Raw genomic sequence first — 18,944 nt, forward strand, 5'->3', positions numbered from 1 at the left:
AGCCACACCGCCGGCGGATGGGTTTCGTGATCTGTGGTCGGTGGCACCCGTCCGGTACAGGTTCGGCTCCGAATACCGATGGACACCCACTCGTCGGTGGCCGAGGTGCCCCGATCGACCGACCGTAGGAGCGAACGACGTGAACTGGACCAGACGAATCGCCGCGACGATTGCCTGCTGCGCCGCCGCACTGCCGCTCGCAGGTACCGTCGCGGCACAGGCCGCGCCGTGGGCCCCGCTCACCCCGGTGGAGCGCGTCGACCTGCCGCGCTATCTCGGCACCTGGCATCAACTCGCCGCCAACCCAGCCCCCTTCAACCTCGACTGCGTCCGCGACACCACCGCCAATTACAGCCTCGTCGACGACAACGATGTTCGGGTGGAGAACTCGTGTACCACCGTCACCGGTGACCGCCGCGGCATCGTCGGCAACGCCCGCGTCAACGGCCCCGCCGAACTGCACGTCTCGTTCCCGTCCGTGCCGGGACAGAGCTCACCGGACGGTCCGAGCAACTATCTCGTCGCGCACATCGCCGACGACTACTCGTGGGCGCTCGTCGGCGACCCCAATCGCCTGTCCGGATTCGTGTTGTCCCGGACACCCGTCGTGGACGCGGCGGGCTGGCAGGAGATCCGACGAGTCGTCGAGGCACAGGGCTACAACTCGTGTCTGATGTTGACGTCCCCGACCACCGAGGGCCTGCAGGACATCCGCCCCCTCTGCATGGTCTAGGCCACGGACCCGACGCCGCCGGCTGCCCTCCCGCCGGCGGCGCCGGCTACTGACGGCCGGCGGCACCGGCGATGTTCTCGAGCATGCCCGCGAAGATCACCCGATGGAACGGGACCAGCGAGTACCAGTACAGCCGCCCCGCAACACCTTTGGGCAGGAAGACCGCGCGCTGCCGGATCCGTGTTCCGCCCGCGGGCAGGGCCGTGAGCTGCCATTCGAGCCACGCGCCGCCCGGTGCCCGCATCTCGGCCCGCAGCCTCAGCAGATCAGGCCGGTCGATGCGTTCGACCCGCCAGAAATCCAGCGCGTCACCGGTGTGCAGGGTGCGGGGATCGCGGCGACCCCGCACCAGACCGACACCGCCGACGGCCCGGTCAAGCCACCCCCGTACCGCCCACGCCAGCGGGAACGAGTACCAGCCGTTCTCACCGCCGATCGCCTCGACGACCGCCCATACCGACGCCGGGTCGACGGTGCAGTCGAGATGGCGTTCGTCGACGAACGCTGTTGCGCCCGCCCAGTCCGGATCGGAGGGCAACGGGTCCGCGGGCGCCGACGACGCGTTCGCCCACGTCGTTTCCACCTCGCCGCGCTCGATGCGTTGCAGCGCCAGCCGCACGGCCTCCCGGTATCCGGTCAGCCCGCCCGGTGGGCGAGCGATCAGCCCGTCGACGTCGTGGTCGCGCATCACAGCGTCCGTGCCGACCGACTCGATCAGGGCCCTGCCCAGGCTCGGCGGGATCGGTGTCACAAGCCCGATCCACAGCCCGGCCAGCCGCGGCGTCAGCACCGGCAACACGAGTATGCGTCGCCGTCGCAGCCCCGCCACCTCCGCGTACACCTGCATCATCTCTCCGTAGCGCAGGATGTCGGGGCCGCCGATGTCGACGACCCGGCTGCGCGGCAACGACGCGGTCGCAGCGCCGACTAGATAGTGCAGCACATCCCGCACCGCGATCGGCTGGATGCGGTTGTTCACCCAACGCGGAGTCGTCATCACCGGCAGCCGATTGCTCAGATGGCGGATCATCTCGAACGACGCCGACCCGGATCCGATCACCACACCGGCCTGCAATACGAGGGTCGGCACCGCGGAGTCGACGAGGATGCGGCCCACCGCGGCCCGGGACCGCAGATGCGGCGACAACTCACCGGTCTCCGGATGCAGCCCGCCGAGGTACACGATCCGCCCGACCCCGGCGTCCCGGGCCGCGGCGGCGACGTTGCGTGCGCAGCGCTGCTCGACGTCCTCGAATCCGCCCCGCCCGCCCATCGAATGCGCCAGGTAGTAGAGAACGTCGACGTCGCGGCATGCTCGCCGCACCGATTCGGCGTCGTCGAGGTCGCCGCGCACCACCTCGACATCACGTGCCCACGGCACGTCCCGCAACTTGTCCGGTGTGCGGGCGAGCACCCGCACCCGGTAGCCCGACTCGACCAGCTTCGGGACGAGCCGACCACCGACATACCCGGTGCCGCCGGTGACGAGGATGCGGCTCGACCCGGTCACGGCGAGACCGTGATGTGCCCGAGCTGATGGCGCAGCGACTCCTCGAGGCCGGCGCGACGGAAGCGATGCCCGGCCCGCACCAACACCTCCGGGGTGACGCGCTGGCTCGCGGTCGCCAACTCCCGGGCACCCTGCTCGCCGAGCAGCAGCCGCGGACCGAACTCGGGGACCGGCAGCAGCGCGGGCCTGCGCAGGACGAACGCAAGCGTCTTCGCGTACTCGCCCGCCGGGACGGGGGTCGGCGCCACCGCGTTCACCGGACCCGACAACGCCGGATCGGTCAGCGCCCGGTGGTAGACGTCGACGAGGTCGTCGATGTCGATCCATGACAACCACTGGGTGCCCGAGCCGAGCCGACCGCCGAGCCCCGCCGCGAACAGGGGCCGCATCAGCCGCAGGGTGCCGCCCCGTGGCGACTGCACGATCCCGGTCCGGACCCACACCACCCGGAGCCCCGCGTCGGATGCAGGCGCGGTCGCGGCCTCCCAATCGGCGACGACGTCCGCGAGGAACCCGTCGCCGCGTTCGGAATCCTCGGTGAGTGTGTCGTCGCCGCGGTCGTACCCGTAGACACCGATCGCGGACGCGCACACGAACGCACGCGGGCCGCCTGCCGTCGCCGCCGCGACCTCGGCGAGGCGCCGGGTCGGCCCGATCCGGCTGCCGCGCACCGCAGCCCGATGCCTGTCGGTGAACCGGCCCGCGATCGACGCTCCGGCCAGGTGCACCACCGCGTCGACGCCGTCGAGGAGGTCCGCGGCGGGACCGTCAGGATTCCACTGCCGCTCGTCGGCATTGCGAGGCCGGTGCCGCACCAGCCGCACCACACGGTGTCCACCGGTGGTCAGGAAAGCCGTCAACGCGGTACCCACCAGGCCGGACGCCCCGGTGATCGCGAACGTCGACAGGGCCGTGCCCCGCTCCCGCGCCTCGCGGTGCGCGGCCAGGTCGTCGGCGCACTGCCGATGCCGAAACAGGAACATCTGCCGGAGCAGCGCCTCCGGAACCGGGGTCTCCACCCGGTCCGTGATCCGCGTGAAGTCGTCGTCGACCTCGGTGAAGGTGTGCTCGTGTCGCCACGACAACGCGGCGCCCACCGGCAACGACGCCAGGCCGTGGCGGGCGACGCGGTCTACGAACCGGTGCGGCGGATCGTAGGCACCGGGATCGTGCTCGGCGACCCACCGCAACCCGCCCGGCAAGGACACCTCGGCGCGACCGTCCGCCAGGGACTTCGACTCCGACACCATCGCCACCGGCTGCCACGGCGGCAACAACCGCTGCAACGCCCCCGGCCGGGCGTGCCAGTCGAACACCTCCCGGATCGACTCGGGCACGGTGGACGAGTACTCGATTCCCATCTCCAACTCCTTCCCGGGACGCTTCCTCGACTCTACGGAGACCGGCCTCCTGCCATCACCCCACGAACGTGAGCAACGACCACCCGACACCGATCGCCGTCGCCGCCACGGCGAGGGTGAGGGGGACACCGAACCGCAGAAATGTCCGTGACGAGTATCCGCCGGGCCGCATCACCATCAGGTTCGACTGGTGGCTGTACGGGTTGAGGAACGTGAACGAGATGCAGGTGCCGATCAACGTGAGCAGCAGCACCGGGTTCAGTCCCACGACCGCCGCGACCTCCAGGGCGATCGGGGTCAGGATCGCCGCCGCCGCGGCATTGGTGACCGCGTTCGTCAGCAGCATCGTCCCGACCACGAACACCGACACCACCAGGAGGGTGTTGCCGCTCGCCAGCGCGAGGACCGCGTCGGACACGTAGCCGCCGAGACCGCTCTGGACGACGATCGTGCCCAGCCCCACCGAGCCCGCGATGATCGCCAGGATGTTCCAGTTCAGCGCCCGAACCGCGGACCGGGGTGTCAGGACGCCGGTGATCACCATCAGCACCGCGCCCGCCACCGCACACAACTCCACCGCGGCCAGCCCGAACGACGCCGACACGATCGTCCCTACGAGGATGGCGACGGCGAGCCACGTCTTCGCGGTCTGCGGCGCCGTGCCCTCCAACTCCCGCCACAGCGCCACCAGCGGATTCTCGGCGAGCGCGTCGGCCGATTCCGCAGTCACCAAGCACAGTTCGCCGGGCTCCGCGGGAGCTTCGCGCAGCAGACCCGTCGTCTGCGCCGCGATCACCACGACGTCCTCGTCCTCCTCGAGGTCCCGCACCGATTTCTGCTCGCTCGTGGCGATCGCCACCAGGAACAGGCGCTGCGGAGCCAGACCGAAAACCGGGTTCGCCCACAGCATCCGCACACCACCCTCCGTCGAGCGAAACACCAGCGTGTCGCCCTCCTGCAGCGGCACGTCCGCGTCGACGTGATCGCCCCACCGCCTGATCTCCACCAACTCGAACTCGGCCGTCGACGCCACCTCCATCTCGACCGCGGTCCGGCCGATCGCGAGAGCACGCGCAGAGATCGGAATCTCCGCCTGCCAGGACAGCTCCCGCTCGTGGGAATCGGGTCGCCCGCCCAGCATCCGGGGCGCCGTCACCATCAGCACCGCCCACCCGACGACCGCCACCGGAACCGCGATCGGCACGAACGAGAACATCGTCAGATGCACCCCGTCGGGCTCCGCGAGGCCCGCGATCAGCAGATTGGAGCTCGTCCCGATCAGCGTCGCCGACCCCGCCAGGGTCGTCGCATGCGCGACCGGCAGCAGGAGTCCCCGCGCCGGAATGCCCGTGCGCTGCTGCAACTCCTTCGCCGCCGGAATCAACATCGCCACGATCGGAGTGGTGTTGATCAGCGCCGACACCAACCCGACCGACGGGATCAACCTGCGCAACACCTGCCCGGACGTCCGCACCCCGGACAACAGCAGGTGCGTCAGGCGAGACACCGCACCCGTGTGCAGCACGCCCTTCGCGATCACCAGCATCGCGGCGATCGTGATGACACCACCGTTGCTCAGGCCCGCGAACAGCTCCGCCGGTGTCGCGATCCCCACAATGCCCGCCACCACCAGGGCAGTCGTCAACGCCAACACCGCGGGCACCGCACCGGTCGTCATCACGACCAGGGTCACCACCACGATCAGAGCCGCGATCAACGCCATACGAGAGATCGTGTCAACTCGGGCCGTGATCCGCTCGACGCGACGGTCCGCGTGTCAACCGATCCTTTTGTAGCGATCGAGTGCGACCCGCCGTTCGTGCGCGTGGTCGACGATCGGCGCCGGATACCCGGGCGGTGGACCATCCGGAAGGCTGTGCACCCGCTTGCCCGCGACACCGCGCAGTTCGGGGACCCACCGACGCACGTACTCGCCTGTCGGATCGAACTTCTCGCCCTGCGCGGTCGGATTGAACACCCGGAAGTACGGGGCCGCGTCGGTGCCGCAGCCCGCCGTCCACTGCCAGCCGTGCTGATTCGACGCGAGATCGCCGTCGACGAGGCATTGCATGAAATGCCGCGCCCCACGCCACCACGGCACATGCAGGTCCTTCGTGAGGAACGACGCGACGATCATCCGGACCCGGTTGTGCATCCACCCTTCCGCGAGCAGTTGCCGCATCCCCGCGTCGACGATCGGGAACCCGGTGCGGCCCTGCGCCCACGCCTCGAACGCGCGGTCGGCGTCCGCGCCGGTGTCGTGTTCGATGGCGTCGAAGCGGTGGTTGTAGTTGCCGCGCGCCGTGTCCGGTCGGTGGTGCAGCACGTCCGCGTAGAAATCCCGCCACGCCAACTCGCTCCGCAGTGTCGCGGCGGCGTCGTCGGAGCGGCCCGCGAGGTCGCGGAGCACCGTGCGCGGATGGATGCAACCGAACTTCAGGTACGGGGACAGCCGACTCGTCACGTCGAGGTCCGGTCGGTCGCGGTCGTCGGCATACCGGGCGAGGTCGTCGTCGCGGAACTCCTGCCAGCGTCGCAGCGCCGCCGATTCACCGGCCGGGGGGAGGGGCGGGCCGGTCGGATCGTCGGCGGACGGGATCGGCACCCGCAACGGTGACCGGGCCGGGTCGATCCACTCGACGGTGCCCGCACCGGTGTCCGCGGGTGCGCGCCACCCGTGATCGAGCCAGGCCCGACGAAACGGCGTGAACACCCGATACGGCGTCCCGTCCGATTTGACGACCCGCCCCGGGGACACCGCATACGGCGATCCCGCCCGGATCAGCGGCACCGCGCCGAGCGCCCCCGCGACCGCCTCGTCGCGGCGCGCCCCGTATGGGCCGTGATCGGCGCTGACATGCACGGAAGCGCCGCCGAACTCGGCAACCGCCGCGGGCACCGCCTCGACCGGATCGCCGTGGACGACCAGCAGCCGGCCACCCAGATCCTCGTCGAGAGCGCGCAGGCATTCGAACAGGAACCGTTGCCGCGGCCCACCCGACGGACCCAGCAACGCGTCGTCGAGCACGAACAACGCCACCGCGCTGTCCGCGTCGTCGGCCGCCGACAGGAGCGTGGGCAGATCGAACAGGCGCAGGTCGCGGCGGAACCAGACGATCGCGGATCTACTCATCCGTCCATTGTCGACGCTCGGGCCGCCACCGGGCCCGCCCACGGCTCACGCACGGCGAGCAGCGAACTCACATCCGCCGACCAGCTGTGCAGCAGATGCGCGGCGAGCCTGCCCTCGAGGAACTCGGTGGCCTGGACACCGAACACGACGTCGGCGGCCAGTTCGGGTTCGGCGGCCAGCAGACCATCGACGACATCGCGGCGCAACACCTGCTCGTGCACGGCATCGGCCTCGACGTGCTCGGTGTAGAACAGCACACACTCCGCCGGCGCGGCCATCCGCTCGAGCCCCGCGACCAGCGCCTTGGCGCTCGGCGGGGTCGTCGCCTCGGCGGTCGCGAAGTGGCCGACCAGCGCGCCCCGCAGGCTGCGGTGCAGGCCGAACGTCGACACCAGGTTCACCGTCGCGAGGGTCTCCGGCGGAACGTCGTCCAGATACCCGAGATAGCCGGCGTCCAGATCGGCGGCGCGCAGCAGGTCGGAGAACAACCGAGAATGCATCCGCTCGCCGTCACCGCCCCCGAACTCGTCGAACTCCACCGCGACGAACGCCGCCTTCGGCGCACCCTGCAACCGGGGTATCGCCCACGCCAGCGGGTCCGCCTCCTTCAGGTGATAGATCGACCGGTGCGCGAAGTACTCCCGCATCTGGTCCCAGGTGCCCTGATCGCGCAGGTACGCCGCGACCGAACCGTCACCGGCCTCCGCGACCGACACCGAATCCAGTTCGGCGTCCGCGTCGGCCCCGCCTGCCACCTCGGACCGCAGACGCCGAAGAAATCGACGTTCCATCTGGCCCCGCAAGCGGATCAGGTCCGGATCCCACTCCCAGTCCGGGTCGACACCGACGAACCCGCGGTAGTGGATCTCGTAACAGACCTGCAGCGCCAACTGGAGGTCGCCGCCCAGCGGGTCCGCATGCTCGAGCCCCGGGTTCGGTCGCATCGATCCCGCCGGGCCGTCCCCGAGCGTGGCGATCACCCAGCACGACACGGGGCCGCGGGGCATCGGCAGGGTCCGGGCCCGCACATCGATATCCACCGTCATCGCAGGGACCTCCGCTCAGCGACATCCGCAGGCATCAGTGATTCCGAAGCGCACTGATCAGCTTCGACTTGTTCATCGACGAGTATCCCGTCAAGCCGATCTCCTTCGCTCGCGTCCGCAGTTCGGGCACGGTGCGGTCCTCGTACGATTCGCCGTGCCCGCCCTTGCGCCCGACACTGCTGCGGCCCCGCGCCGCGGCCGCATTGGAAATCCGTGCGGCCTTCTCCTTCGAGTCACCCTGCTTGCGCAGTTCCTCGTACAACTCCTGGTCCTTCAGGTGCGGATCCGAACTGTTCTTCGGCATCAGTGCCTCCCCTCGCTCGTCGAGCAGGTCTCCCCGGGTGTACCCGGCGAAGGGGGTCGGCAAACGTGGATCCCGCCCTCAGGCCGGCACCCACGCGGTGTCGCGGTCCCACGCGCGATGCGCCGCCACGGCCTCCGCGAAGCCGGTGAACAGGGCCGTCGGCAGATCGTCGCCCGCCGCGGCGGAGGTGACCACCCCACGCTCGGCGACCACGGCGGTGCCCTCCGCGAGCCGCTCCCGGAATCCCAGTGCCCGAAGCAGGTCGACGCCCGCACCGAAGGCCGCGACGGGCTTGAGGTGCCGGTACGCCTCGGTGAGGAAGTGCACCGCGTAACCGTCCTCGGTGAGCGCTGCGACGCTCGACGGCCCGCACGGGAGGACCACGGCGTCGTAGAGCACCGACCCCATCGTGCTGATCGCCCGATCCGCCCGCAACGAGCCACCCGACCCGCCACTGACCATGCCCTCGGTCGGTGCCAGCAGCTCGATCACCGCACCCTGATCCTCGAGGGTTGCCTGCAGTCGCTGCACACCGACGACGTCGACCCCGTCCGCGACGAGAACCGCGACCTTGCGGGTGGCGATCCCGGCGGCTTCACCCCCGAGTTGCGACAGGGCAGGGGAACGGACGCCGGCGTCGAGGAGCACGTCGTGGTCCGGCGCAGGCAGACCCACCTGCGAGGCCACCCGCTCCGCCAGGGCGTGATCGACGAGGTTCAGTTGCGCGAGAACCCCGGCCCGGACGTCGGCCGTCCGCACCTTCCCGAGTTCGAAGCCGAACGCGGCGACGATGTGGTTCTGCTCGACGTCGGACATGCTCGACCAGAACATCCGGGCTTGGCTGTAGTGGTCCTGGAAGCTCTCGGGCCGGATCCTCGTCCGCGGGCCGTCGACCCGCCCGGAATGCGGCCGGAAGCCCCCGTCTCCGGCGAGCGCCGGGCACCCGCCTCCGAGCGTGTTCTCCGTGTAGGCGGTGCGGCCCTTCGGAATTCGCTGCTGCCCGTATCCGTCCTGCTGATTCGTCACCACGTCGGCGATCGGCCGATTCACCGGGATCTGCGCGAAGTTCGGGCCACCCAGACGAATCAGTTGGGTGTCGAGGTAGCTGAAGTTGCGGGCCTGAAGCAACGGATCGTCGGTGAAGTCGATGCCCGGCACGAGGTTCGCGGTGTGGAACGCGATCTGCTCCGTCTCGGCGAAGAAATTGTCCGGATTGCGGTTGAGCACCAGCTTCCCGACCGGTGTCACGGGCACCGTCTCCTCCGGGACCAGCTTCGTCGCGTCCAGAAGGTCGAACGGGAACGAGCCCTCATCGGATTCCGGGATCAACTGCACACCCAACTCCCACTCGGGGAACTGCCCGGATTCGATCGCATCCCACAGGTCGCGGCGGTTGAAGTCCGGGTCCTTGCCCGCGATCTGCTGGCACTCCTCCCACAGCAGCGAATGCACCCCGAGCGTCGGTGTCCAGTGGAACTTGACGAAGGTGCCGCGGCCCTCCGCGTCGACCAACCGGAACGTGTGGACGCCGAAGCCCTGCATCATCCGATAGCTGCGGGGGAGCGCACGATCCGACATCAGCCACAGCACCGTGTGCAACGTCTCCGGCTGCAGCGACACGAAGTCCCAGAACGTGTCGTGCGCCGACTGCGCCTGCGGGATCTCGTTGTCGGGCTCCGGTTTCACCGCATGGATCAGGTCGGGGAACTTGATGCCGTCCTGGATGAAGAACACCGGGAAGTTGTTGCCGACGAGGTCGTAGTTCCCCTGGCGGGTGTAGAACTTCGTCGCGAAACCGCGCACGTCGCGAACCGTGTCCGCCGATCCACGGGATCCGGCGACCGTCGAGAATCGAACGAACACCGGCGTCTCTACGGTGGGGTCCGTCAGGAATTCCGCCGACGTGTAGCGGGCAAGCGTGTCGTCGTAGGGGCGAAACACCCCGTAGGCGCCCGCACCGCGCGCGTGCACCACCCGTTCCGGGATGCGTTCATGGTCGAAATGAGTGATCTTCTCCCTGAAATGGAAATCCTCCAGGAGGGTGGGTCCACGCTGGCCGGCTGTCACCGAATCGTCGGTGTGCGTGACACCGACGCCCTGCTGCGTCGTCAGGTGACCGGACGACCTGTCCACTCTCGCCTGGTCGAGGCGTAGGTCCTTCTCGTTCCTGCCCGAGTCGTTCCTGTCGACCATCCCTGGCACCTCCCGAATTCGAGTCACATGGCAGTCGCGGCATACCCGGAGCGATTCGGCGCCAAACCCGTCGACGCTGTCCGGGCGATGCCGCGGCTACGACCCCTTCCGCTTCGACGCACGCGCAGGCTTCTTCGCGGCAGCCTTCTTGGCGGGTGCCTTCTTCGACGGCGCCTTCCTCGGCCGGGACTTCTCGGGTGTCGACCCGCGGGACGCCTCGACGCTGCTCGCCAGAGCCTCGAGAAGGCTCGAGACCTCGTCGTCGGACGTGCCCGCCGCCGACGGGGGCGTCGTGGTGTCGCCGCCTTCGATCTTGTTGCGAACGAGTTCCTTCAGCGCCTGCTGGTACTCGTCGCGGTAGGCGTCCGGGTCGAAGACCGGTTCGGCCATGGCATCGATTAGTTGCGCTGCCATCTTCATCTCCTTCGCACCGACCTGGGGTGGGTCGGTACCGAGAAAGTCGAAGTCCGGGGTGCGCACCTGCTCGGGCCACAGCATCGTCTCGACGACGATGTCGTCCTTGTACACACGCAGCAACGCAAGTGACTCCCGCTGGCGGATGGCCACCTTCGTGACCGCTACCCGCCCCGACTTGCCCATCGCGTCCCGCAGCATCACGAACGGTTTCACCGCCGACTTCTCCGGTTCGAGGAAGTAGGTGCGATCGAAGTGGATCGGATCGACGGATTCGATGGGCACGAACGCGAGGACCTCGATGGTGTGGGCGCTCGGAAGTGGCAGGCCGGCGAGATCCTCGTCGGTCAGGACCACCATCTGGCCGTCCGCCGTTTCGTAGCCCTTCCCGATCTCGTCGTACGGCACCTCCGTGTCCTCCGCCGCACAGAATCGACGATGCTGCACGCGAGACCCGTCCGGGATGTGTACCTGGTGAAACGACAGCTTCTGGTCCTGGGTGGCCGCGTACAACCGGATCGGGATCGCGACGAGCCCGAACGTGACGGTCCCCTTCCACATCGACCGCATCAGTCACCTCCTCGCCACGACAGCCGGCCTCGGTATTCCCGTTCCGGCGCGCACCGAAACGGGACGCATGGCACCGGCGTCCGGAAGCCCGTCCCCTGGCCCGGTCGCAGTTCTCGTGGTAGAACCGGAACTGGTTGAGAAAGCAGCCCCACGTCTCCGAGCGCCGGTTGTCCGGTAGCCGAATCGACAGAAGGTCGCCAACCATGACCCATGCTCTACCGGTGAATCACGCCGTCTCTGCGAACCACGGTGCTCCTGCACCACTCGGCGCGCATCGCCGACCCGATCGAGGGCGCCGGAACACCGCGCTCATCGCGTTGATCTCTGCATGCCCGGTCGGCGTCACCGCCGCCCTACTCACGGGTTCACCCGGCCTGACGGGCCTCGTCGCTGCGGGAACCGCCTGCTGTGTCGCGCTGGCCGGCGTGATGATCTGAGGACTCCTCCCACGCCACGTCCTGTGGACGGCTACAGAGCCGCGTGGTAGACCGAGTACGAAGTCTCGAACACGCGCGCTCAGCAGAAACATCCTCGACGACTGTTGCGGAGGCGATCGACATGCGTGGAAAGAACCGCAAGAAAGACCTTCCCATCGACCAGGCCCACACCACCCGGGAACACCCCGGTGAAGCCATCGACGACTCACGTAACTGGCCGGGATACGGTCTGGTCTTCCTCGGCATCGCGACGATGGGCATGACCCTCGTCGCCGCCGGCTACGGATTCGCCGGCTGGGCGATCCTCGGCGCCATCCTGTGTGTGCTGTTCTTCGTCGCGGGAGCGGGCATCGTGCTCGCAGAACATGCCCATGTGAAGCACCTGGAAGGACAGCATCTGACAGGTCAGCTCGGCCACTGAGCAGTCCGGTGCCATGCCATTTCAGAGAGCGTGACACGATCGAATGGTGACCGCGCGAACGGGCAACGAGCAGCGCCTGCGCGACCTGGCGTTACTGCGGCGGGTCCGCGACCGCATCGACCGGGACTACGCCCACCCCCTCGACGTGGAGGCTCTCGCCCGTCAGGTGAGCATGTCCGCAGGTCACTTGAGCAGGCAGTTCCGGCTCGCGTACGGCGAGGCCCCGTACAGCTATCTGATGACCCGACGCATCGAGCGGGCGATGGCCCTGCTCCGGCGCGGCGACCTCAGCGTCACCGACGTGTGCTTCCAGGTCGGCTGTTCGTCGCTCGGAACGTTCAGTACGCGATTCACCGAACTCGTCGGGGTTCCACCGAGCGTCTACCGGCGCGAAGCGGCAATGGCGACCGAGGGCATGCCGTCGTGCGTTGCCAAGCAGGTCACCAGACCGATCAGGAATCGAGAAGCGGCGGTGACGAACGGCCCCTAGCGTGAGTTCCATGAAACTCACCATCCACTCCAGCTTCCTTCCGCAGAACGACCCGGACGCGGCTCTCGCGTTCTACCGCGACACGCTCGGCTTCGAAGTGCGCAACGACGTCGGCTACAACGGGCTGCGCTGGCTCACCGTCGGGCCGGCCGGCCAACCCGAGACGTCGATCGTCCTGTACCCGCCCGAGGCCAGCCCCGGCGTCACCGACGACGAGCGTCGGCTCATCAGCGAGATGATGGCGAAGGGCACGTACGGCAGCCTCCTGCTGGCGACCCCCGACCTCGACGGAACGTTCGAGAAGCTGGCCGCCGGTGACACCGAGGTGATCCAGGAACCGACCGACCAGCCGTACGGCGTGCGCGACTGCGCGGTCCGCGATCCCGCGGGCAACATGATCCGGATCCAGCAGGCGAGCTGACGAACCGGGCGCGCCCAATCGGACATACTCGTTCGCACAGCGTTCTCGAACACGCCAGGGGAGCGGGCCCCGCACAGGATGGAGACACGATGACCACGGCCACCAGGTCGACCACGCAGCCCACCGCATCGCATGCGGCCGACAGCCACGACCTGATCCGCGTGCACGGTGCCCGCGAGAACAACCTGCAGAACGTCGACGTCGACCTCCCGAAACGCCGACTGACCGTGTTCACCGGCGTGTCCGGCTCGGGCAAGAGCTCGCTGGTGTTCGCGACGATCGCCGCCGAATCGCAGCGCATGATCAACGAGACGTACAGCGCGTTCGTTCAGGGCTTCATGCCCACGCTCGCGCGCCCCGACGTCGACGTCCTCGAAGGACTCACGACGGCCATTCTCGTCGACCAGGAACGCATGGGCGCCAACCCCAGATCGACGGTCGGGACCGCCACCGACGCGAACGCGATGCTGCGAATCCTGTTCAGCCGCCTCGGAACTCCGCACATCGGCTCGCAGCAGGCGTTCTCCTTCAACGTCGCCTCGGTCAGTGGCGCCGGCGCGATCACCATGGAGAAGGGTGGCCGGGAGGTGAAGGAGCGGCGCAGCTTCAGCGTCACCGGCGGCATGTGTCTGCGCTGCGAGGGCCGTGGGAACGTCTCCGACTTCGACCTCACCGCGCTGTACGACGACAGCAAGTCCCTCAACGAAGGCGCACTGACCATCCCCGGCTACAGCATGGAGGGCTGGTACGGCCGGATCTACCGCGGCTGCGGATTCTTCGACCCCGACAAGCCCATCTCGAAGTTCACGAAGAAGCAGCTGAACGACCTCCTCTACAAGGAACCGACGAAGGTCAAGGTCGAGGGCGTCAACGTCACGTTCGAAGGCCTCATCCCGAAGATCCAGAAGTCGTTCCTATCCAAGGACCGGGAGGCGATGCAGCCGCACATCCGGGCGTTCGTGGACCGTGCGATCACCTTCCAGACGTGCCCCGACTGCGAGGGCACCCGCCTCAGCGCCGAGGCCCGCTCCTCGAAGATCAACGGTGTCAGCATCGCCGACGTCTGTGCCATGCAGATCAGCGACCTCGCCGAGTGGGTCCGTGGACTCGCCGAGCCGTCGATGGCACCACTGCTGAAGTCCCTCTGTGAAACGCTCGACTCGTTCGTCGACATCGGCCTCGGCTACCTGAGCCTCGAACGTCCGGCGGGCTCCCTGTCCGGCGGCGAGGCGCAGCGCACCAAACTCATCCGGCACCTCGGATCGTCGCTGACCGACGTGACGTACGTGTTCGACGAACCCACCATCGGCCTGCACCCCCACGACATCGCGCGGATGAACGACCTGCTGCTGCAGTTGCGGGACAAGGGCAACACCGTCCTCGTCGTCGAGCACAAGCCGGAAGCCATCGCGATCGCCGACCACGTCGTCGACCTCGGCCCGGGTGCGGGCAGCGACGGCGGCCACATCGTCTTCGAAGGCACCGTCGACGAACTGCGCGCCAGCGACACCGTCACCGGGCGTCACCTCGACGACCGCTCCACCGTGAAGGACTCGTTCCGCGCGTCGACGGGCGCACTGGAGGTCCGCGGCGCCGACACCCACAACCTGCAGGGCGTCGACGTCGACATCCCACTCGGCGTCCTCGTCGTCGTCACCGGCGTCGCCGGCTCCGGCAAGAGTTCACTGATCCACGGATCGGTGTCCAAACGCGACGGCGTGGTCGCCATCGACCAGGGCGCGATCAAGGGTTCCCGGCGCAGCAACCCCGCCACCTACACCGGACTGCTCGAACCGATCCGCAAGGCGTTCGCCAAGGCCAACGGCGTCAAACCCGCCCTGTTCAGTGCCAACTCCGAAGGCGCGTGCCCGAACTGCAACGGCGCGGGCGTCATCTACTCCGACCTGGCGATGATGGCCGGGGTGTCCACGCCGTGCGAGGTGTGCGAGGGCAAACGATTCCAGATGGAGGTCCTCGACTACACCTTCGGCGGCAAGGACATCAGCGAGGTCCTCGGCATGTCCGTCGCCGAAGCCGAAGCGTTCTTCGGTTCCGGAGACGCGAAACTTCCTGCCGCACACAAGATTCTGCAGCGTCTCGCCGACGTCGGGCTCGGCTACGTGAAGATCGGGCAGCCCCTCACCACGCTGTCCGGCGGCGAACGCCAACGACTCAAGCTCGCCACGCACATGGGGGAGAAGGGCGACGTCTACGTCCTCGACGAACCGACCACCGGCCTGCACCTCGCCGACGTCGAAAACCTCCTCGCCCTGCTAGATCGGCTCGTCGACTCCGGCAAGTCCGTCATCGTGATCGAACACCACCAGGCGGTCATGGCACACGCCGACTGGATCATCGACCTCGGGCCGGGCGCCGGACACGACGGCGGCCGCATCGTCTTCGAGGGCACCCCCGCGGACCTCGTCGCCAACGGGCAGACCCTCACCGGCAAGCATCTGGCGGAGTACGTGGGCGCCTGAGCTCCCGGTGGCTGGTGTCGCACAGGGGATGAATCGAACTCAGGCGACACCGGCACACCGCGACAACGAACCGATCACAGACCACTTCCCGCCCGTCGTCGGCAATGAGCCGCACCGGGCCGCGAACCAGGACGGGTCCGCCGGGTACCCGGCGGACCACCTGGGCTTCCTGGCCGTTCCACTCGGGTACCGCGTCGGTGTCCGACTCAGTCCGGGCGGTCACCGCGGATCACCACCAGTTCCTCCCAGTTCTGACCGAGTTCGATGAGACCACTCGCGGTCAGGTTGGCGGACTGCCGGGACATGACCGGCCCGAACGGGACTCGGGTACGCGCGACCGGAGCGGCCTTCAATCCGCTTGCGCGCAACTCCCCGACAGTATGGGCGATGCCCGCGACCTCGGAGTGCACGATCAGCGCGAACCCACCCGGCCGCAGGAGCGAACGCACCTGCCGGCACAGCGGACCGACGACACGGCGGCCACTCGGGCCGCCATCCCAGTTGCGGGACTGCGCGGTCCCGTCGCCGGAGATCGGGACGTACGGGGGATTGGCGACCACCACGTCGTAAGGGCCCCGCCGGCGCGCGACGTCGAGTCCACCGCGCGCGACCCGGATGGGCAACCGCCGCCACCACGAGTTCAACCACGCGGACACGACTGCCCGGGTGGACACGTCGACCGCCACGATCTCGGACGCACCGCAGTCGGCCGCGGCCAGCGCCACCGCCCCGCTTCCGGTGCAGTAGTCGAGGATCTTGGCGCCGTTCGGGACACCGGCCGTACGCAGAGTGTCGGCGAGCAGCCACGTATCGGCTTGCGGGGCGTAGACGCCGGGTAACCGCAGGACACCGGGCCGGGTGGCGCGCTCAGCGCGAACAGTCTCGGAAGGGGACATGGTCACGACATACCCCGACGCGTCGAGACCGAAACGCGGTGTGTGCGCGCCGACCCGTTCGGGTATCCCGAAAGAACGCCATGTCGACCCGTGAGGCGACCCGACGGAAGGAGACGCCGTGTCCACACCTCCCGATCCGGACCCGGACCGCACCCCCGACCTCGACACCGGAGTCCCGCCCGTCGCGACGCCCCCGGAGTCGGCGCACACCTCCGGACTCTCGGAACCCGAGCCGCGCACCAATCTCCGATTCTCACCCCCAAGCGCAGCGACATTGATCTCCGTTGCGGCGATCATCGTCCTCCTCCTGGTGGTGATAGTGGCGATCGTCATGTGATCGATCGCGGCCCCGCGCCGCGCAGCAGCCGGATCAGTCGGTGACCCGCTCCCGCTCGTACAGGGTCCGAGCCGCCGCAAGCTCCACCACGCGAGCGGGATCTCCGAGTTCCACCAGCATGCGCCGCTGCCAGTCCGCACCGGTTCCCGATCGCCACACCCACTCCAGCGACCGGGTCACACGGTCGTGCTCACCAAGCTCGTCGAGCGAGTCCCGCACATGCACCACCAACGCGGCGAGCAGGTCACCGGCGGCGGCGGGCCGCGCCGTCCACGGATCGAGCGCACGCCCCACCAGTCCGTCCCGGGCCGCGAGCCAGTTCGCGGCGCGCAGCACCTCCAGTGCCACGCGCGGCGGCGGTTCGCCCGCCTCGACCGCGCGAATCGACGTCATCACCAGCGCCCGCACCAAAGTCGCGACCAACACCGCCCGATCGACTGTCGGCTGAACGTCCGCGACCCGTACCTCCACCGTCGGCAGGTGGCACGACGGTCGAATGTCCCAGTACACCATCCGCTCGTCCATGAGAACGCCCGCGTCGACGAAGGCCGCGACCGTCCGTCCGTAGTGTTCTGCCGAATCGAACAGCGGCGGCGGACCCGAACCCGGCCAACGGGACCACAGCACCGACCGCCAACTCTCGAAACCACTGTCGACGCCGCGGTTGACGGAGCTGTTCGCACCAAGCGCCAGAATCGTCGGAAGCCACGGCCGAACGTGATTGCACACCTGAACGGCCAACTCCCGGTCCGGAACATCGACATGCACATGACACCCGCACACCGCCTGCTCGGTGGACACGATGCCGAAACGGCTCTCCATCTCCCGGTACCGATCGGAATTGCTGATGGGCATCCGAGGAGGCCCGACCATCGGGGTTCCGGTGGCAACAAGGCGGCACCCCTCCCGCATCGCCGCCGCCGCCGCGACCTTCCTCATCTCCAGGAGCCGATCACGCAAGCTGTCACTGTCGTGGCACACCGGCGAATTGGTCTCCACCTGGCACTGCGACAATTCCAGCTGCAACGCGAGGCCCGCGGCGCGAGCGCAGGAAGCCACCCTCTCGTTGCGCAGACTCGGAACGCCGCTCACCGGGTCCACCAGGAGGAACTCCTCCTCGACACCGACCGACGGGCCGCCGCACTCTGACTCGTTCACTCTGGAGAAGTGCCCGCCTACCCGCCCCGATAAACGCTCAACGGGTGCGACGCCCGGGATACTCGCCGAGCCAACGGAAACAAACACCTCCACACAGGCCACGGCACCCGCCGGACACCCCTCCGCAGCTCGCGAACGCTCCTTTCCTTCCCCTTCCGATGCGGCTAGGTTCGACTCACGGGAACACCGTGGCGCCCGCACCCCTGACGAGGAGGTTCGCCGTGGACGCGTCGGACATCGACCGAGTGCTCGGCGCCGGCTCCTGCCACCGAGTCGGGAGCTTCCGATTCACCCTCCGCGAACAGCAGTGGGAATGGTCCAAGGAAGTCGCCGCCATGCACGGCTACGCACCAGGCACCGTCACACCGACAACCGAACTGCTGCTCGCGCACAAGCATCCCGACGACCGCCCTGAGGTCGCCGCCACCCTCGCCGAAACGGTCGAGAAGGGCGCCCCCTTCTGCAGCCGCCATCGGATCGTCGACACGACAGGCCACACCCGGCACGTCCTCGTCGTAGCCGATCAGGAAGTCGACAAGGACGGTGAACTCGTCGGAACAGCCGGCTTCTACGTCGAACTCGACAGCGACACCGAACTCGACAGCGACACCCCACAGGCCGAAAGCCAAGGCACGCTCGCCGACATCGTTCGGTCACGGGCAGCCATCGAACAGGCCAAGGGCGCGCTGATGCTCGTCTACGGAATCAGCGCGGACCGCGCGTTCGACGTCCTGACGTGGCGATCCCAGGAGAGCAACGTCAAGATCCGATTACTCGCCCAGCAGCTGGTCGCAGAGTTCACCGAGGCCGTCAACGCACCCAGCGGGCTGCGCTCGGTGTTCGATCACCTACTGCTCACCGTTCACGAGCGGATACCCCACGACGTCGAGCAACCGACCGCCTGACCGCACCCTGCGGCGCACCCGGACCGTGCCGCTCACCGCACCGCCGAGTAGCGCCAATGCGCCGAATTCGTCGGCTACGGAGGACGGTTTCGAGAAACGCGGACGCGGGTACGCTGACGTCGAAGCGCGAGTGAA

General features: G+C 68.4%; 19 protein-coding genes. 8 read left to right on the forward strand and 11 right to left on the reverse strand.

Going from position 1 to position 18,944, the window contains the following annotated elements; translation table 11 throughout:
- The first annotated feature begins 139 nt into the window (after nucleotides 1–139).
- On the forward strand, nucleotides 140–733 hold the full coding sequence (locus RHCRD62_RS09345; RefSeq protein WP_050064382.1) for a lipocalin family protein: 594 nt from the start codon (nucleotides 140–142) through the stop codon (nucleotides 731–733).
- Nucleotides 734–779: 46 nt separating this feature from the next.
- On the opposite strand, the gene RHCRD62_RS09350 is transcribed toward RHCRD62_RS09345, so the two are convergent.
- The 8 genes from RHCRD62_RS09350 to RHCRD62_RS09385 all read right to left on the reverse strand — a co-directional run bounded on the left by RHCRD62_RS09350 (nucleotide 780) and on the right by RHCRD62_RS09385 (nucleotide 11,264).
- On the reverse strand, nucleotides 780–2,243 hold the full coding sequence (locus tag RHCRD62_RS09350; RefSeq protein WP_050064383.1) for an SDR family oxidoreductase: 1,464 nt from the start codon (nucleotides 2,241–2,243) through the stop codon (nucleotides 780–782).
- Nucleotides 2,240–3,604, reverse strand: a complete 1,365-nt coding sequence (locus RHCRD62_RS09355; RefSeq protein ID WP_050064384.1) for a TIGR01777 family oxidoreductase — start codon at nucleotides 3,602–3,604, stop codon at nucleotides 2,240–2,242. The genes RHCRD62_RS09350 and RHCRD62_RS09355 overlap by 4 nt, the downstream gene beginning before the upstream one ends.
- Before the next feature lie 55 nt (nucleotides 3,605–3,659).
- Entirely contained in the window at nucleotides 3,660–5,327 is a 1,668-nt protein-coding gene (locus RHCRD62_RS09360) for an SLC13 family permease (RefSeq protein ID WP_050064385.1), read from the reverse strand.
- 54 nt (nucleotides 5,328–5,381) lie between these two features.
- Nucleotides 5,382–6,737: a cryptochrome/photolyase family protein gene (locus RHCRD62_RS09365; protein WP_050064386.1), complete on the reverse strand. Its 1,356-nt coding sequence runs from the start codon at nucleotides 6,735–6,737 to the stop codon at nucleotides 5,382–5,384.
- Entirely contained in the window at nucleotides 6,734–7,783 is a 1,050-nt protein-coding gene (locus RHCRD62_RS09370; RefSeq protein WP_050064387.1) for an iron-containing redox enzyme family protein, read from the reverse strand. The genes RHCRD62_RS09365 and RHCRD62_RS09370 overlap by 4 nt, the downstream gene beginning before the upstream one ends.
- 34 nt (nucleotides 7,784–7,817) lie before the next feature.
- The gene (locus RHCRD62_RS09375; protein WP_050064572.1) at nucleotides 7,818–8,087 is read right to left on the reverse strand and encodes a DUF7218 family protein; all 270 of its coding nucleotides are present in this window, start codon (nucleotides 8,085–8,087) and stop codon (nucleotides 7,818–7,820) included.
- A 78-nt stretch (nucleotides 8,088–8,165) separates the two neighbouring features.
- The gene (locus RHCRD62_RS09380) at nucleotides 8,166–10,280 is read right to left on the reverse strand and encodes a catalase (RefSeq protein WP_050064388.1); all 2,115 of its coding nucleotides are present in this window, start codon (nucleotides 10,278–10,280) and stop codon (nucleotides 8,166–8,168) included.
- A gap of 96 nt (nucleotides 10,281–10,376) precedes the next feature.
- Nucleotides 10,377–11,264 carry a non-homologous end joining protein Ku gene (locus tag RHCRD62_RS09385; RefSeq protein WP_050064389.1) on the reverse strand — a complete coding sequence of 296 codons (888 nt, stop codon included), beginning with the start codon at nucleotides 11,262–11,264 and terminating at the stop codon, nucleotides 10,377–10,379.
- Nucleotides 11,265–11,467: 203 nt separating this feature from the next.
- On the opposite strand from RHCRD62_RS09385, the gene RHCRD62_RS09390 reads away from it, so the two are divergent.
- From RHCRD62_RS09390 to RHCRD62_RS09410, 5 genes are all read left to right on the forward strand, one after another.
- Nucleotides 11,468–11,701, forward strand: a complete 234-nt coding sequence (locus tag RHCRD62_RS09390; RefSeq protein WP_157050851.1) for a hypothetical protein — start codon at nucleotides 11,468–11,470, stop codon at nucleotides 11,699–11,701.
- Between the two features lie 121 nt (nucleotides 11,702–11,822).
- The gene (locus tag RHCRD62_RS09395; RefSeq protein WP_050064391.1) at nucleotides 11,823–12,122 is read left to right on the forward strand and encodes a hypothetical protein; all 300 of its coding nucleotides are present in this window, start codon (nucleotides 11,823–11,825) and stop codon (nucleotides 12,120–12,122) included.
- 43 nt (nucleotides 12,123–12,165) lie between these two features.
- Nucleotides 12,166–12,612: a helix-turn-helix transcriptional regulator gene (locus tag RHCRD62_RS09400; RefSeq protein WP_216596620.1), complete on the forward strand. Its 447-nt coding sequence runs from the start codon at nucleotides 12,166–12,168 to the stop codon at nucleotides 12,610–12,612.
- Between the two features lie 10 nt (nucleotides 12,613–12,622).
- On the forward strand, nucleotides 12,623–13,033 hold the full coding sequence (locus RHCRD62_RS09405) for a VOC family protein (RefSeq protein ID WP_050064574.1): 411 nt from the start codon (nucleotides 12,623–12,625) through the stop codon (nucleotides 13,031–13,033).
- A gap of 89 nt (nucleotides 13,034–13,122) precedes the next feature.
- Nucleotides 13,123–15,513 (forward strand): ATP-binding cassette domain-containing protein, encoded by a 2,391-nt coding sequence (locus RHCRD62_RS09410; protein WP_050064392.1) that lies wholly within the window; start codon nucleotides 13,123–13,125, stop codon nucleotides 15,511–15,513.
- Here RHCRD62_RS09410 and RHCRD62_RS25425 read toward each other — a convergent pair.
- Complete coding sequence (locus RHCRD62_RS25425) at nucleotides 15,476–15,736, reverse strand: CDGSH iron-sulfur domain-containing protein (protein WP_367379637.1); 261 nt, start codon at nucleotides 15,734–15,736, stop codon at nucleotides 15,476–15,478. The two genes, RHCRD62_RS09410 and RHCRD62_RS25425, sit on opposite strands and share 38 nt — an antisense overlap.
- Entirely contained in the window at nucleotides 15,720–16,409 is a 690-nt protein-coding gene (locus RHCRD62_RS09415) for a methyltransferase (RefSeq protein ID WP_084734185.1), read from the reverse strand. Before RHCRD62_RS09415 ends, RHCRD62_RS25425 begins: the two co-directional genes overlap by 17 nt.
- A gap of 118 nt (nucleotides 16,410–16,527) precedes the next feature.
- Here RHCRD62_RS09415 and RHCRD62_RS09420 point away from each other — a divergent pair, with 118 nt between their 5' ends.
- A complete protein-coding gene (locus tag RHCRD62_RS09420; protein ID WP_050064393.1) occupies nucleotides 16,528–16,746 on the forward strand; it encodes a DUF6480 family protein in 219 nt (72 codons plus the stop codon).
- Between the two features lie 33 nt (nucleotides 16,747–16,779).
- Here the strand turns inward: RHCRD62_RS09420 and RHCRD62_RS09425 are convergent, their stop codons facing one another.
- Entirely contained in the window at nucleotides 16,780–17,904 is a 1,125-nt protein-coding gene (locus RHCRD62_RS09425; protein ID WP_050064394.1) for a carboxylate-amine ligase, read from the reverse strand.
- Nucleotides 17,905–18,125: 221 nt separating this feature from the next.
- Here RHCRD62_RS09425 and RHCRD62_RS09430 point away from each other — a divergent pair, with 221 nt between their 5' ends.
- Entirely contained in the window at nucleotides 18,126–18,809 is a 684-nt protein-coding gene (locus RHCRD62_RS09430) for a PAS and ANTAR domain-containing protein (protein ID WP_050064395.1), read from the forward strand.
- The last annotated feature ends 135 nt before the right edge of the window (nucleotides 18,810–18,944 follow it).

The organism is Rhodococcus sp. RD6.2 (genome assembly GCF_001040705.1).
Taxonomy (GTDB): domain Bacteria; phylum Actinomycetota; class Actinomycetes; order Mycobacteriales; family Mycobacteriaceae; genus Rhodococcus_G.

Coding starts and splice junctions, on each gene's coding strand:
- RHCRD62_RS09355 (WP_050064384.1), bottom strand. CDS start 3,604: ATGGGAATCGAGTACTCGTCCACCGTGCCCGAGTCGATCCGGGAGGTG.
- RHCRD62_RS09360 (WP_050064385.1), bottom strand. CDS start 5,327: ATGGCGTTGATCGCGGCTCTGATCGTGGTGGTGACCCTGGTCGTGATG.
- RHCRD62_RS09365 (WP_050064386.1), bottom strand. CDS start 6,737: ATGAGTAGATCCGCGATCGTCTGGTTCCGCCGCGACCTGCGCCTGTTC.
- RHCRD62_RS09370 (WP_050064387.1), bottom strand. CDS start 7,783: ATGACGGTGGATATCGATGTGCGGGCCCGGACCCTGCCGATGCCCCGC.
- RHCRD62_RS09375 (WP_050064572.1), bottom strand. CDS start 8,087: ATGCCGAAGAACAGTTCGGATCCGCACCTGAAGGACCAGGAGTTGTAC.
- RHCRD62_RS09380 (WP_050064388.1), bottom strand. CDS start 10,280: ATGGTCGACAGGAACGACTCGGGCAGGAACGAGAAGGACCTACGCCTC.
- RHCRD62_RS09385 (WP_050064389.1), bottom strand. CDS start 11,264: ATGCGGTCGATGTGGAAGGGGACCGTCACGTTCGGGCTCGTCGCGATC.
- RHCRD62_RS09390 (WP_157050851.1), top strand. CDS start 11,468: ATGACCCATGCTCTACCGGTGAATCACGCCGTCTCTGCGAACCACGGT.
- RHCRD62_RS09395 (WP_050064391.1), top strand. CDS start 11,823: ATGCGTGGAAAGAACCGCAAGAAAGACCTTCCCATCGACCAGGCCCAC.
- RHCRD62_RS09400 (WP_216596620.1), top strand. CDS start 12,166: ATGGTGACCGCGCGAACGGGCAACGAGCAGCGCCTGCGCGACCTGGCG.
- RHCRD62_RS09405 (WP_050064574.1), top strand. CDS start 12,623: ATGAAACTCACCATCCACTCCAGCTTCCTTCCGCAGAACGACCCGGAC.
- RHCRD62_RS09410 (WP_050064392.1), top strand. CDS start 13,123: ATGACCACGGCCACCAGGTCGACCACGCAGCCCACCGCATCGCATGCG.
- RHCRD62_RS09415 (WP_084734185.1), bottom strand. CDS start 16,409: ATGTCCCCTTCCGAGACTGTTCGCGCTGAGCGCGCCACCCGGCCCGGT.